The organism is Ginsengibacter sp., from assembly GCF_057362405.1.
Window position 1 is genome coordinate 1 of sequence record NZ_JBMQQG010000151.1, and the last position, 15,274, is coordinate 15,274.

Below are 15,274 nucleotides of genomic sequence, written 5' to 3' on the forward strand. Positions count from 1 at the left end.
CGGTTCCCGACTGCGACAGGCCCCAGGACCAGGACAGAACATCGATCGTCTCGGAATGCTTGCTGTCTCTGGACTCGCCCTTGACGGCGTCAAGGGCGAGATTTCAGAATCAGATGTTTTAGTAAGATAACTGTTAGCGCCAAGTTCCATCAACTTGGTTATCATACTTTGGTCATCCATCATCGTAAGCATAATAACTCTTATATGGGGATATAATTTCTTAATCTCCGGTAATGTAGTTATCCCATCCATTATCGGCATCTGGATATCGAGTAAAATAACATCCGGCTGTATGCCTTTCAAGATATTCAAAAGATGAGAACCATTATCTGCTTCAGCAATTACCTTAATATTTTTTTTGGATGAAAGGGCATTTTTAACGCCCGCCCTGTAGAGTACATGGTCATCAGCAATTATCAGCCTTATCACTTCTTCGTTTTCGGTCTTCATCGGAAATTAGTAATTTTTTAAAATTAGAGTCGCAATTTACAAATGTCTGCGTTTTAAATGGTAAATTATACAGAATAATTACGAATTTATATCAATAGTAATTATACTCACAAATGAACCTTAAAAACGGGCAATTGCTTAAAGCCAAACGTAAAACTTCTTAATAAACGTTATTTCAGATCATAAATTGTTTAGCAAACGCTTCCGCAACTGAAGGAATCTTCCGGTGGCATTCCAAACATATCCGAAATCGGTTCGCAAACATAAAACCTCTATCAACAATAAGGCACTGTAATAAACAGTGCCTTATTAAACCGAAATTCTTATTTAGAAGTCATTTTTTCTTTTGACTTTTAGGGGCAAAAATTGCAAACATTCTCTTCCCTTCCAGTTTAGGCATGCTTTCAAGAGTTCCTACTTCTACCAATCTTTCAGCAAATTTCAATAGTAATAATTCGCCTCTTTCCTTAAACATAATGGCTCTTCCCTTAAACTGCACATATGCTTTTACCTTATTGCCATCTTTTAAGAAATTCTCAGCATGTTTGGATTTAAAATCAAAATCATGGTCATCGGTATTGGGCGTGAAGCGAATTTCTTTAACCTCAGAAACCTTGCTCTTAGCCTTCATTTCTTTTTCTTTCTTCTTCTTTTCGTAAAGAAATTTATTATAGTCAATTACTTTACAAACCGGCGGATCTGCCTGCGGAGAAATTTCAACCAGGTCTAGTCCCTGGTCATTTGCTATTCTTTGAGCTTCCGCTATCGAATAAACTCCTACTTCAATATTATCGCCAACCAATCGTACCTGTGGTACTTTTATCATGTGGTTGGTTCTGTGTTCCTGTTGTTGTTCTTTTTTGAAACGTGGATTAAATGCACCTCTTGGTGCTCTTGGTGGAAATGCCATTAATTGATTTTAGTTTAAAATTTTTTTTATTTGCTATAATTAAGCAGTAGCTAATGCTGTTTTTTTATTTTGTACTTCGTGTTTAATCATTTCAATTACCTCAGTTATATCTTTAACTCCTTCATCGCCCTTACCTTGTCTTCTTAGTGAAACTTTGCTCTCGTTTACTTCTTTCTCCCCGATAATCAGCATCAACGGAACCTTTGCTAATTCGGTATCTCTTATCTTCTTCCCGATCTTCTCACTCCGATCATCTATTTCAGCACGAATATCATTATTTTTTAATTCAGATAAAATATTTTCAGCATAAGATAAAAATTTATCGCTAATGGGCAAAATTTTAATCTGAACCGGCACCAGCCACATCGGAAATTTACCGGCACAATGTTCAGTCAATACAGCTATAAAGCGCTCCATACTACCAAACGGCGCCCTGTGAATCATCACCGGCCGATGCTTCGCATTGTCTTCTCCAATATACGTTAAATCGAACCGTTCGGGCAAATTATAGTCAACTTGTATAGTGCCCAATTGCCATTTTCTGCCAATTGCGTCCCGAACCATAAAGTCAAGTTTCGGGCCATAAAATGCCGCTTCGCCAAATTCTATGTTGGTTTTTAAATTTTTTTCTTCCGCGGCTTCAATAATTGATTTTTCTGCGAGTTCCCAATTGGCATCGCTTCCAATGTATTTCGATTTGTCGTGCTGGTCGCGTAACGAAATTTGGGCAGTGTAATCAGTAAATCCCAATGAATCGAAAACATATAACACGAGGTCAATAACTTTCTTAAATTCATCTTTAACCTGGTTGGGCATACAAAACAAATGCGCATCGTCCTGTGTAAACCCTCTTACTCTTGTAAGGCCATGCAATTCTCCGGATTGTTCGTAGCGATACACGGTTCCAAATTCAGCAAGTCGCAAAGGTAAATCCTTGTAACTTCTTGGGGATGATTTATAAATTTCGCAATGATGCGGACAGTTCATGGGCTTCAAGAAAAATTCTTCTCCTTCTACCGGTGTTTTTATTGGTTGAAAACTATCTTTTCCGTACTTCTCATAGTGACCACTTGTTACATATAAGTTTTTAGAACCAATATGCGGCGTAATTACCGGAAGATACCCCGATTCTATTTGCGCTTTCTGCAAAAAATTCTGGAGCCTTTCGCGAAGCATGGCGCCCTTCGGTAACCATAGTGGTAACCCTGCTCCTACTTTTTCAGAAAAAGTAAATAGCTCCAATTCTTTACCCAGTTTGCGATGATCCCTTTTCTTTGCTTCTTCTAAAAAAACAAGGTACTCATCCAATTCTTTTTGATTTGGAAAAGTGACCCCATAAATTCGGGTAAGCATCTTATTTTTCTCATCACCTTTCCAGTAAGCACCGGCTATACTGGTGAGTTTTATTCCTTTTATTAAACCTGTTGATGGGATATGAGGACCACGACAGAGATCGGTAAAATTTCCTTGCGTGTAAAAAGTAATATTGCCATCTTCGAGTCCCTGTAAAAGATCAAGTTTGTATTCATCACCCTTTTCAGCAAAATATTTTACAGCATCTCTTTTAGAAATTTCTTTTCTTATGAAGGAGTTATTTTGTTTGGCAAGCTCACTCATTTTCTTTTCAAGCTTTTCAAGATCACTTTCACCAATTACATTATCACCGAGATCGATATCGTAGTAAAATCCCTTTTCGATCGGTGGACCTACCCAGAACTTTACCCCGGGAAAAGCGCCCTCAACTGCTTCTGCCATTAAATGTGCAGATGAATGCCAGAAAGTTGACTTCGCTTTTTCATCATCCCAGGTAAGAAATTTAACGGTTGAATCATTTTTTATTGGCCTCGAAAGATCCCAAACTTCGCCATTTACCTCGGCTGCAAGAATTTTTCTCGCGAGCCCTTCACTAATTTTTTTTGCAATGTCCAAGGCTGTAGATCCTTGCTCGTATTGCCTTACAGCGCCATCCGGAAAAGTTATATTCATAATTCAGTCTTACTCCTTTTAATCGTTTCTTTTTATTTTTTGGGAATGCAAATTTAACGAAGTATTAGACAAAGATGCTATTCCTTTGAATGATATACTTTTAATTACTTATAATTTTGTATTTAGTAAAAACAATATCCTTCGGCAAAGAAATTAAAGACCCGCTTCAAACTTTGATTTATTTTAATAATTTGTTACGAAACTGTATGAAGATATTTTACTTTTTTATTTTATTGCTCATTTCTTCAACACTTTTTGGCCAGGATTTTAATGGCCAGTGGAAAGGGAGTTTCAACGAATCAAGTTATGGTTTTTCCGGATTAGGAGGCAGTGGCATCGATTATGTTTTGGAATTGCAAACGAAAGGCTCAGATGTTTCCGGGTATTCCTATACCTATTTTAATGAAGGCACAAAAAGATATTATACCATTTGTAAATTAACAGGAACGCTGGACCGCTCTGCAAAAGACCTTGTGGTAACGGAAGTTGAAAGGGTTAAATTTAACACACCTCCGGGATTCCAAAATTGTTTCCAAACACACAAGCTGCATTATGTTCAGGATAGTGGTGACATAGAAACGCTCAGGGGGTCATGGATTCCTGCGCCTAACCAGGATGGGAATTGCGGCTACGGAACGACATTTCTTTCCAGAAGAATAATAAAGAAAATGGCATTGGGAACAAAGCCTGTTGAAAAGACTGCAGATGTTCCTGCACCGAAAAAAGTAGTCGCTTCCAAACCAAAAAAATATGTTCCCAAAACTGCTCATAAAACTCCTGCAAAACCACACGTTGAAATAAAAAATCCCACAGTAAAAGAGAACAATATACAGAGAGAGATTCCTTCGCTAGTTCCTGAAATAAAAAAGATAGATACTATTAAACAACGAATTACAGGTTTTGAACCACGTAGGAAGGATATTATAAAAACCATCCCTATTTACCAGCCAACTTTTAAAGTTGATTTTTATGATAATGGCGAAATTGATGGGGATTCGATAACCGTTTTTTACAATAACAAAATTATCCTTTCACATAAAATGCTCTCCACAAAACCCATATCACTAACGCTAGCCTTAGACGAAAATGTGAAAGAAAACATTATAACGATGTACGCCGACAATTTAGGCACCATTCCTCCTAATACCGCACTGATGATCGTTACGGATGGCAATAAACGATATGAAGTGCACATTTCCTCAGATACTGAAAAAAGCGGCAGCGTGGTATTCGAACATGGGAAGTAACGTTAAGCTCGTTCCAATTTGAGAGAGAGAGACAGACAGATAGACAGATCAAAATTTAAAATTCCACGTTACCGAAGGAATAACCGGGAAAATGGAAACCTGTTTTGCCTGCACATTCAAACTTCCATCATAAGGATTTCCCGTTTGATCAAAATAAATAAAATATGGGTTCTTACGGTTATAAGCATTGTAAACACTAAACACCCATTGGCTTTTGAGCCTTTTGCCAGGATGCTTGTTGGGCGTATAAATGGCGCCAAGATCAAGGCGGCTGTATGATGGTAGCCGGTATTCATTTATTCGGCTATACTCCTGCGTTAGTACGCCATCAAAAATATAAAAACGTTGTGGTAAGGTTGCTGCATTTCCCGATCCAAAAACAAATGTTCCGGAAAGCTTCCACTTTTTTGAAACATCATAAACGCCAACTATTGAAAGATCGTGGCGCCTGTCGTACTTAGCAAAATATTTTTCTCCCGAGTTCAAACCAGCAAATTTGCGATAGGTCCAGCTTAATGTGTAACCAATCCAACCGGTTAATCTTCCTTTGGTTTTATTAATAAATAATTCAGTTCCATAACTCCATCCTTTACCAAACGTAAAAAAGTTTTCAGTGTCTTCTAATGTCGCAGGTGTATAACCTTCTTCATATTCAATTTGGTTTTTTAATTGTTTGTAGTAAACTTCTACTGATGTTTCATAAGTGTTGTCATTAAAATTTTTAAACAAGCCCAAAGCGTATAACCAACTTTCCTGTGGCTTTACTTTCAACGTACTTGGCACCCATAGATCAGTGGGCAAAGTGGTTCCTGCATTACTTACCAGGTGGATGTATTGCAGGTTTCTCGTTACTGACCCTTTAACAGATGTTTCATCGTTAACGGCGTAACGAATTGTAAATCGCGGCTCAAATCCATAGTACGTTATTACAGGTTTTGCTTTTGCATAAATAGTACTATCTGTGCGATTTCCGTTAGCATCTGTTGTATAATTTTTATAAGGACCGATTTGCTGAAAACCACTTTCACGAATACCGGCATTTATTTTTATTTTATCGCTAACGTCCCAATCGTCCTGTATATAAACAGCGGCTTCATGCGCATACTTTTGCTGTGCATTGTTTGGCTTAAACAGTACCGTGTCCTGGCTTCCGCTCACTACCGAAGGCGTGAATGTATGATAGGTATAGAGCGCCCCAAATTTTAATTTGTGATTTGTGAAAGGATATAAATCAAAATCTTCTTTCACATTCCAGTCCCTGATTCCTGAAAGAAGATTGAGTTGAAAATTATTTTGATTGGCGCCAAAATTGAATTTGTAGTCATTATAAACAACAGTTGTATTCGAAAATAAACGATTATTAAAAACATGATTATACCGGAGTGTTCCGGTAGAATTTCCCCACGGAATATGCACTTTCAAAGATTGTTGCCCGTTGACAAAATCAAACTTATCTTTTCCAAAATATCCGCTTAAATAAATTCTGTCTTTTTCAGAAAATTTATAGTTGATCTTGGCATTTAAATCGTAAAAATAATATCCTGACCCATAAAATGAACTTGATTTTTTTATGAATGGTTTTGCCAGGGCGTCGATATAAGTTCTCCTGGCAGATACAATAAAAGAAGCCTTGTTCTTTTTGATCGGGCCCTCTATTGAAAGCCTGGAAGCTATTAATCCAATGCCACCTTGTACCACAAAATTCTTATCGTTACCTTCCTTCATCGAAATATCGAGTACGCTTGATAGTCGCCCGCCATATTGAGCAGGCATTCCACCTTTAATTAAAGAAGTACTCTTAATAGCATCACCATTAAAAATTGAAAAGAATCCAAACAGGTGGCCAGTATTGTAAACAACTGCGTCATCCAGTAAAATCAAATTTTGATCGGGGCCACCACCCCTCACGTACAAACCTGAACTTCCTTCTCCGGCACTTTGAACACCAGGCAAAAGCTGGATAGTTTTTAAAATATCAATTTCACCCAAAAATGCCGGGATTGATTTTACCTGGTTAATCGAAAGATCAATCTTTCCCATTTGCGCCGTCTTTACATTGGCGTCTCTTTTTTTCGAAGAAATAATTACAGCCTGTTCGGTGGTAATTTTTGGCGCTACTTCAAAATTGTATTCGACATTCGCAGTTAAATTGATTGTCTTCATTTGAGGAACATAACCAACGTAGGAGCAAATAAAATTATAAGTACCTGCCGTAAGTGTTATTGAATAAAATCCAAATTGATTTGAAGTAATTCCTTTTGATTCTCCCAAAACCACTATTGTAGCGCCATTTAAGGTTTCGCCGGAGAGCGTATCTTTTACGTATCCGCTAAGGGTAAATCTATTTTGAGCGAAAGAAAAAAATGGTAGCAATAGAAGAACAATAGCAAATATCTTTTTCACTTTCATAAGGTAGATTAAGAAGTATGGTTATTGAAGGGAATCTTTCAGTTCACCACATTCAGGATGATTTTTGCCGAGATAGGGATTTATTATTTCTGAAGAATTACTCAACCAGCTTCCTCCCTTATCTTGTCCGAAAGCCGTAGGGCAATTTTGCCAGTAAAGCTTCGGCCCTTCATACGCTATTGTTCTTAGGAAGGGATATAAATTCTCAGAAACCATTCTGAAATCTTCCCGCATTTCAATAATATCTTTTTGTAATAAAATATCGTCGGCGTTAGCCTTTATATCACTTACCTGTTGTTGAACTGATGCTAAAATGAGCGAGTCATCTTTCTTAAGGTCGTCAAGTTTTATGCTATCTACCGATGCATTAAATTTTGGAACTTGCGCCTTTATTTTTGCAGTGTCGCCGTCTGCAAAAAAATTCCTCATATTAAAATATTCGTTTAATGCATTTGCGATACTTCGATTAAATTCTTCGGAATGCTTTTTAATTTTTATCGCTTGCTGTTTTGCCTCAGAGGGATGGGAATCTTTCTTAAAAAAGAACCAATATGCACCAAACATGATAACCGCCAAAAAAATAATTGCCAACAATCTTTTCATTCAATATAATTTTTTTCAAAATTAACATATTAACATGAGCTAATATGATGCACTGATCTATTACGCCAAATAGAACTTAAATTTGCACCCTTATAAAAAGTTTTTATGTTATTAGGGTTACAAAATGTCACGTTTGAATTTGGTGCAAGAGTTATTGTTGAAGATGCTACCTGGCACATTCAACCTAATGAGAGAATTGGTTTGATTGGCTATAATGGAACGGGAAAATCAACATTGCTGAAAGTGTTTACAGGCCAATACTTGCCGTCAAAAGGCACGGTGGAAAAAGGCAAAGAAACAACTATCGGCTTTTTGCACCAGGACCTGTTAAGTTTTGATACGGAAGATTCAATTTTGCAAGTAGCATTGGGCGCCTTTGAAAAAGTAATAGCCTTAGAAAAGGAGATTGAACAAATAGGTATTGAATTAGAAAAGAGTTCTGATGAAGCATTGGCACATTTATACGCTGATAAACTACATGAGCTTGAAATTTTAGGCGGTTACGATATCCATCATAAAACGGAAGAAATTTTACAAGGATTAGGGTTTCCCAACGCAGATTTACAAAGGCCGTACAAAGAATTCAGTGGAGGATGGCGCATGAGGGTGTTATTGGCAAAAATGATATTGATGCATCCTGATGTGTTACTGCTTGATGAACCTACCAACCATCTTGATCTTCCTTCAATTGAATGGCTCGAAAAATATTTACAACATTACCAGGGTTCTGTGGTAATTGTTTCGCATGACCGATATTTTCTTGATAGAATGGTAACTAAAATTGTTGAGTTGTATCAGCAGGAACTCCATTTTTATACAGGCAATTATACCTATTATCAGCAAGAGAAAGAACAACGTATTGAGCTACAAAAAAGAGCATACGAAAATCAACAGGATTATATTCGCCAACAGGAAAGATTTGTAGAACGTTTTAAGGCAAAAGCCTCCAAAGCTGCGCAGGCGCAGAGTATCATGAAGCGTCTTGATAAGATTGAACGCATAGAAAATACTGATCTTGAACGACCAAACATGCGCATCAATTTTACAGTTGGTATAACGCCGGGCAGAGTATTGTCAACATTAAAAGATGTTTCAAAAAGCTTTGGAAACGTAAAAATAGTGGAGCATGCAAAAGCTGAAATAAATCGTGGCGATAAAATAGGATTGATTGGAGCTAACGGTAAAGGTAAGTCGACGTTGCTTAGAATTGTGGCGGGCACCGAAACATTTGAGGGTGAAAGAATTGAAGGCCACAATGTAAAAGATGCATTCTATGCGCAACATCAACTTGAAGCATTAGATCTTAACCACACCGTTTTGGAAGAAATGAATTATTCGGGAAGTGGCAAAACAGAACTTGAACTGCGAACTTTATTGGGTTGCTTCTTATTTAGCGGAGATGATGTTGATAAAAAAATAAAGGTGTTGAGCGGTGGCGAAAAAGCAAGAGTTGCGTTAGCAAAAACAATTGTTAGCAAGGCAAATTTTTTGCTATTGGATGAACCTACCAATCACCTCGACATACATTCAGTAGACTTACTTATTGAGGCGTTAAACAAGTATGAAGGCAGTTACTTATTGGTAAGTCACGACAGGTATTTTGTAAATCAAACAGCTAATAAAATTTGGGAAATTGAAGGTTATAAAATAAAAGAATTTGTTGGCACTTACGATGAATGGGAAAGATGGAAGCAGGAAAGAAAATCTGCTGAAGTTGAGTCTTCAAAAAAGAAAGAAATTGCCGTTGAAAAGAAACCTCAGGTAGTTAATGAGAAAAAAGTAAATAGTAATGCCTCACCAAATAAAGACTTGCAAAAAGAGCTGCAGAACACACAAAAACTTTTTCAACAAGTTGAAGAAAAAATTGCAAAGCTCAGCAAAGAAAAAATAGCACTTGAAGCAGATCTTGCCTTACCAGAAATTTATCTTGAAAAACAAAAATTCTTAACAGCAGAGAATAAATACAAGGAAAATTCAAACCAGCTAAAAAAGGCTAATGCAGAATATGAAAAGGTATTTGAAAAGCTAATGGAACTTGAAGAAAAGGTTTCTTAAAATTCATAGTGGAGGATATTTCTAAAAAATAATTTGAACTCTTATTTCAACTTTAAAACAAATTTCGGTTGGGCGGAAAAATTAAGAACCCTGTAAAATTTTACAGGGTTCTTAATTAAACGTTTATGAATAAATTCCTTTAATAATTTCTCAGCTTCATTTCAACCCTTCTGTTTTTAGCACGACCGGCAGCAGTTTTGTTATCTGCTATTGGATCATTAATTCCATGACCAGTAGCTGTAATGCGGCTTTCATCAACTCCATTGCTTATGAGAAACTGCTTAACCGAGTTGGCCCTGTTCTCAGATAAAACCTGGTTTTTTTCTGGTGTGCCTGTTATATCGGTATACCCATCGATATCTATTTTATAGCTTGAACTGTCTTTCAATAATTGGGCAACTTCCTTTAATGACTTATATGACTTTGCGAGCAACTTTGAACTGCCCGTTGCAAAGAAGATATTTTTAGCTGCCTTGTTTACCTTTTCAACAACTACAACGTCGATCACAGGACAACCGAAGTTAGATGCGGGTCCCGCCTCTTTCGGACATTTATCTTCTTCATCGTTTACGCCGTCTCCGTCGGTATCAGGAATCGGGCAACCCTGGTAACGGGCAACCCCAGGTACTGTTGGACATTTATCTTCTTCATCATTTATACCGTCTTTGTCGGTATCGGGTATGGGGCAACCGTTATATTTTGCTAACCCGGCAACGTCAGGGCATTTATCATCTTTGTCTGCAATACCGTCGCCATCACGATCAGGACACCCTTGTAATGCAGCAGAACCAGCCTGATCAGGGCACGCGTCTAAACTATCTACCACTCCATCGCCATCGCGATCTTTAACTTCCACCATAGGCACCACAACCGGCGCTGCAGGTTTTTCTTTGCTTATGTTTACCGCAACACCAAGTGAATGATATAAATTATTTGGAAAAACTTCTTTACTCAATGAAACCCTGTATTGGGTTTGCAGAAGGAAATAAACCTGGCTCTTAATATTAAACTGGAAGCCTAAACCCAACGGCACATAACCTCCATATTTGTTGGTATAATATCCACCGCCAATGCCCGCGGTTAAAAAAGGAGTGAAAAGGTGGTCATCGCTTATTGGATGGAAGTTCAATGCACCCTCAAGTTCAGCGCCAAATTCGTTCGAATAAGATTGTCCGGAATTATTTAACGCGTAATCGTAAAATATGCCATTAAATTTTCCCGAAAAATCGACGAACTTATTTAATCCATGCCAATAGGAAATCGTGACGGCAGAACTTAGTTTTGTTGGATTGAATATATCACCTTTCTTAAAAACCTGTTTTAACGAAGTGGTATCTATTTGTGTAGGTGAATTATAATCGACCAGTGCATAATGAAATCCGATGAGCGATTGTTTAACGGGAGATAAAAATTTTTGGGCTAATGCTGAATTGGCTATACCGAAGACCAAAAAAGCAATCAGTAGTTTTCGTTTCATATATCAATGATTGTAGTTAATAAATAGGTAATTAAACTTAAATTAAAATCATAACGTTTAGTGCTGCAAAGATACTAACATTAGTATTCAATTATAAAAATGCCTCTCAAATAAGACCGTCTTATATTTGCAATTCATTTTTGTAATTAAGTTATATTTGCAACATTTTTAAACAAACATTGTGGGGTAAATTCAAGAATCCAGAGCCTTATAGAGCTATATCTTTTTAAGGTCAACTAAACACCATAATGATTGCAATTATGGCCCCGTAGCTCAGTGGATAGAGCAACAGCCTTCTAAGCTGTGGGTCACACGTTCGAATCGTGTCGGGGTCACTACCAAATTCTATACAGTTAAAATTGTCGGACATCGCAGAAATTGCTTGTTTAATCTTGAGTCGAGTACTGTAATCACGTTAGTGTATTTTTGATGGTATTTTTCCTTCATTATTATCATAAAAATTAAGATGATTAACGTTCAGATTGAAGAAAGTTGGAAGAATATCCTGAAGGACGAATTTGATAAAATCTATTTCCAACAAATCGTAACTTTTTTAAAAGCGGAAAAATCGGCTGGCAAAATTATTTATCCACCAGGCCCATTAATCTTCAACGCGTTTAATAAAACTCCATTTTCAAACATAGAAGTTGTTTTACTGGGACAGGATCCTTATCACAACAAGGGGCAGGCGCATGGATTGAGTTTTTCGGTTCCTGATGGTGTTCCAAAACCTCCATCGTTAGTTAATATCTTTAAAGAACTTGAGAGTGATTTAGGCATTGCTACACCAAAAAATGGAAATCTCGAGAAGTGGGCCCTGCAAGGAGTATTGCTTTTAAACGCCTCACTAACTGTTCGACAAAATGAGCCCGGGAGCCACAGTAAAATAGGATGGCTTCAATTTACTGACTCAGTAATCTCTAAAATTTCTGATAATAAAAAGGGAATCGTTTTTTTATTATGGGGGAAATTTGCCCAGGAGAAACAATCTCTTATTGACGAGACTAGACATTATGTTCTTAAGGCGGCCCATCCTTCGCCATTTAGCGCAGATAAAGGTTTTTTCGGCTGCAGACACTTTTCAAAAACAAATGACTTACTTGCATTACAACATAAAAAACCTATTGATTGGAAGCTTTAATATAGTTTAAACTAAAAGACATTGAAGATTTTTTTTGCCAGATTTTTTGCAGCCTGGGCCCTTATAGTTTTTATTATTACCATGTTGCCCGCAGCACTTCTGATATGGGTTATTGGAGTTATTAAAGAACCTGAGCGAACGAATATTTTCCGTTCAATTTCAAAAATATGGATGCGCATATTTTTTTTCTCAACAGGCTGCCGTTTGATAGTGAAAGGAAAAGAAAATTTTAAGCGAGGAGAAAACTATATTGTTGTTTGCAATCATAATTCTTTAATGGATGTACCACTTAGTACCCCATTTATACCGGGCGGCAACAAAACAATTGCCAAAGCGGAAATGGCAAAAATTCCGGTATTCGGGTTGATTTATAAAAGAGGATCTATTCTGGTAGACAGGAATGATAAAAACAGCAGAAAAAGTAGTTTCAAAAAAATGAAAGACGTTCTGGCCCAGGGATTGCATATGTGTATTTATCCTGAGGGAACGAGGAATAAAACCGAGTTGCCGTTAAAAGAATTTCACGATGGAGCGTTTAAGCTAGCCGTTGAAACAGGAACCAGTATTTTGCCAGCTCTTATATTCAATACGAAAAAAGTTTTACCTCCCGGAAAAATATTTTATTTCTGGCCATCTAAAATGGAGTTGCATTTTTTACCACCTGTTACGGTAAATAAGTTAGAAGATTTTGAATTGGTGAAAAATGAATTGCATAAACTCATGAGTCACTACTACGCGAATTATATAAGAAAATAATAATGAAAAGATATTCTGCTACGGAAGTAAAAGACATCCATCTATTCAATAATCTTATTGCGCATACCATAGGTTATTAAGCCCCCTATAGTTTTAGCACCTACTTTATTCTTCATATTCTGGCGAATAGTTTCGATAGTTCTTGGACTTAAAAAGATAATTTTAGAAATTTCTTCGGTTGTTTTATCTTCTGCAAGAAGTTGCAATATTTTCAGTTCTTTTTCACTAAAGGCAATAGGCACGCTGGTTCCATAATGATGGCGCACATTTTTCTTTTGCATTAACTTACCCATGACAGCGTTATTCACTAACTGATTAAAGTAAAACTCATCATTCATGCAGGTAAGTATTGCCTCGTAAATTTCATCCGGATCTGTAGTTTTGGTGAGGTAAGCGTTTGCCCCCATCTCCATCATTCTGCTAATCATTTGTTGATCGTCGTACATCGTAAGAACAATTATTTTTACATCTTCATGTTCTTTACGGAGCATAGAAATGGCGTTAATGCCATCTATTTCAGGCATCCTAATATCCATTAATAATACATCTGGTTTTTTGATTTCAATCTTGTGCATCAGATCTTTTCCATCCTCCGCTTCCCATATCATTTTAAGATTTTCTTTAGCCGATAGTGCCATCTTTATACCATCCCTGAAAATCTTGTGGTCGTCGGCAATAGCAATCTTAATTACTGTAGTTATAGACATGGATTTATAAGCTTACGGTTTTAATGGTAGTATCAGTAGTAAAAATATAAAACTATAACGAACAATATACCAATCTATTTCAGAAATCACCCATTATTTTTTCCAATTGATGAATTTCTACCGGTACTAATACGCTGGGAATTTTACTACTTCAATTTTCATTATTTACTCAATGAACTTTGCATTTTAACTTAAATTGGTGTATTAACTACATCCCAAAAAATAAGGGATTATGCTCTATACTATTTTAATTAAAAAAAAAATTTTAAACTAAGGTTTAGAAAATTTAAAAATTGTGGAACTCTAAATTTCGAAGCACTAAACGGCGAGTATTAAAATGTTTAAATGAAAAATTTATTAAAACATTATATTTGCTCATCGGCAAGGGTTAACGTCGTTTACTTTTGCTTCTGATTTATAACCTACCGACATTTCAAATCTCACCCCTTTTTTTTACAATCCATTTTAAAGTATTTATACTATCGTGAAGATTCCAAAAATCTGCATAGTAATTTTACTATTTTTTTACGTATATTTACCCCTTTTTAGTGATACATTTACGTATTATTTTTTCGTTAAAACTCTTTCCCAACGCGGGTTTTAGCAAAAAGCAATCGAACTATTACGTAATAACACAGGTTGGATCATAATTTTTTTTTGAGGAAGTTAGCAATTGATTTATCAAAATAAACCACAAAAAAACAACTAAAAACTTTCAATTATGACACAAAACACACTCGTAGAAACCAAAACACTCGCCGAAGTAGGCGAAAACATCGGGCTTAAAGAAGGCCGTGAATTAGTTAACGCTTTCAGATCCGCTAATCCGGAAGCAACAAAAGGTTATTACATCGGTCGCAACATTCTTGAGCAAATTTTAGCTCAGCCAGGTTGCGTTGGTATCAACTTCCGCAAATGCCTCACAAACATGAATGAAGAGCATTTAGTTTACACAGGCGTTGATGCCACAGGAAAAGACATCCTTGAATTTTCAGTAGTTACCAATTCCGGCGACATCGTTAAGCAGGATGCTATTGTTGCCGACAGAACAATCTACTGGGACGATGTAAACGGCGTGATCGAAGTACTTAGCGCATAAAGTTTTCAAAAAATTAAAATAGATAGTTATATTTGGTCTTAAACTGACCTGCTATTTATAAATTAATTTCATACTTAGGTACTTTTTCGAACTTATTACCCATAGTGTTCTTTTTATTATTTAAGAGAAATAATAAAGAAAGGACACTATGGGTAATTTTTTTTTATGTTTTATATTGCAATCTAAATGAAATAGTTATCTATTATACATATCAGAATCACATAGATATCGATACGATTCTTTTTGCACTATTTACCGTTATAGAATTTGCATTTTTTTGCGGTTATTATTATTACGCATTGCAAAATAGGATAATAAGAATAATCCTTCCGATAATACTTGGAATATTTGTAATTTTTGCGTTTATCGATTTTTTCCTTATCAATCAAATGAATAATTTTGATTCATTTACGGCTGGTTTAGAATCCATTTTA

The 15,274-nt window shown here is 36.4% G+C and carries 11 protein-coding genes, 1 tRNA gene and 2 pseudogenes; 6 read left to right on the forward strand and 8 right to left on the reverse strand.

Translation table 11 applies throughout. The features are described 5' to 3' along the window. From ACO1O5_RS12195 to thrS, 4 genes and pseudogenes are all read right to left on the reverse strand, one after another. Positions 1-55: pseudogene (locus tag ACO1O5_RS12195) on the reverse strand (hypothetical protein); the annotation flags it as partial. 62 nt (positions 56-117) lie between these two features. Then, positions 118-450 (reverse strand): annotated as a pseudogene (locus ACO1O5_RS12200) (response regulator); the annotation flags it as partial. 334 nt (positions 451-784) lie between these two features. Further along, positions 785-1,360, reverse strand: coding sequence for a translation initiation factor IF-3 (gene infC / locus ACO1O5_RS12205; protein ID WP_486270561.1), 576 nt, complete (start codon positions 1,358-1,360; stop codon positions 785-787). Between the two features lie 39 nt (positions 1,361-1,399). Beyond that, positions 1,400-3,346: a threonine--tRNA ligase gene (thrS, locus tag ACO1O5_RS12210; RefSeq protein ID WP_486270563.1), complete on the reverse strand. Its 1,947-nt coding sequence runs from the start codon at positions 3,344-3,346 to the stop codon at positions 1,400-1,402. Positions 3,347-3,552: 206 nt separating this feature from the next. Here thrS and ACO1O5_RS12215 point away from each other — a divergent pair, with 206 nt between their 5' ends. Beyond that, positions 3,553-4,593, forward strand: a complete 1,041-nt coding sequence (locus ACO1O5_RS12215; RefSeq protein ID WP_486270565.1) for a hypothetical protein — start codon at positions 3,553-3,555, stop codon at positions 4,591-4,593. Between the two features lie 48 nt (positions 4,594-4,641). On the opposite strand, the gene ACO1O5_RS12220 is transcribed toward ACO1O5_RS12215, so the two are convergent. Both ACO1O5_RS12220 and ACO1O5_RS12225 read right to left on the reverse strand, forming a co-directional pair. Continuing rightward, positions 4,642-7,002: a TonB-dependent receptor gene (locus ACO1O5_RS12220; protein WP_486270567.1), complete on the reverse strand. Its 2,361-nt coding sequence runs from the start codon at positions 7,000-7,002 to the stop codon at positions 4,642-4,644. A 21-nt stretch (positions 7,003-7,023) separates the two neighbouring features. Further along, positions 7,024-7,605 (reverse strand): DUF3347 domain-containing protein, encoded by a 582-nt coding sequence (locus tag ACO1O5_RS12225; protein ID WP_486270569.1) that lies wholly within the window; start codon positions 7,603-7,605, stop codon positions 7,024-7,026. Between the two features lie 105 nt (positions 7,606-7,710). Between ACO1O5_RS12225 and ACO1O5_RS12230 the strand changes: the two genes are divergently transcribed. Further along, the gene (locus ACO1O5_RS12230) at positions 7,711-9,660 is read left to right on the forward strand and encodes an ABC-F family ATP-binding cassette domain-containing protein (RefSeq protein WP_486270571.1); all 1,950 of its coding nucleotides are present in this window, start codon (positions 7,711-7,713) and stop codon (positions 9,658-9,660) included. Between the two features lie 139 nt (positions 9,661-9,799). Here ACO1O5_RS12230 and ACO1O5_RS12235 read toward each other — a convergent pair whose 3' ends face one another. Beyond that, complete coding sequence (locus ACO1O5_RS12235) at positions 9,800-11,137, reverse strand: OmpA family protein (protein ID WP_486270573.1); 1,338 nt, start codon at positions 11,135-11,137, stop codon at positions 9,800-9,802. A gap of 262 nt (positions 11,138-11,399) precedes the next feature. Here ACO1O5_RS12235 and ACO1O5_RS12240 point away from each other — a divergent pair. The 3 genes from ACO1O5_RS12240 (at position 11,400) to ACO1O5_RS12250 (ending at position 13,034) form a co-directional block, all read left to right on the forward strand. Further along, positions 11,400-11,472: transfer RNA gene (locus tag ACO1O5_RS12240), tRNA-Arg, on the forward strand. A 131-nt stretch (positions 11,473-11,603) separates the two neighbouring features. After that, complete coding sequence (gene ung, locus ACO1O5_RS12245; RefSeq protein WP_486270575.1) at positions 11,604-12,278, forward strand: uracil-DNA glycosylase; 675 nt, start codon at positions 11,604-11,606, stop codon at positions 12,276-12,278. Positions 12,279-12,299: 21 nt separating this feature from the next. After that, complete coding sequence (locus ACO1O5_RS12250) at positions 12,300-13,034, forward strand: lysophospholipid acyltransferase family protein (RefSeq protein ID WP_486270577.1); 735 nt, start codon at positions 12,300-12,302, stop codon at positions 13,032-13,034. Positions 13,035-13,075: 41 nt separating this feature from the next. Here ACO1O5_RS12250 and ACO1O5_RS12255 read toward each other — a convergent pair whose 3' ends face one another. Beyond that, positions 13,076-13,741, reverse strand: coding sequence for a response regulator (locus ACO1O5_RS12255; protein ID WP_486270579.1), 666 nt, complete (start codon positions 13,739-13,741; stop codon positions 13,076-13,078). Between the two features lie 721 nt (positions 13,742-14,462). On the opposite strand from ACO1O5_RS12255, the gene ACO1O5_RS12260 reads away from it, so the two are divergent. Then, positions 14,463-14,840: a hypothetical protein gene (locus ACO1O5_RS12260; RefSeq protein ID WP_486270581.1), complete on the forward strand. Its 378-nt coding sequence runs from the start codon at positions 14,463-14,465 to the stop codon at positions 14,838-14,840. Positions 14,841-15,274 lie beyond the last annotated feature (434 nt).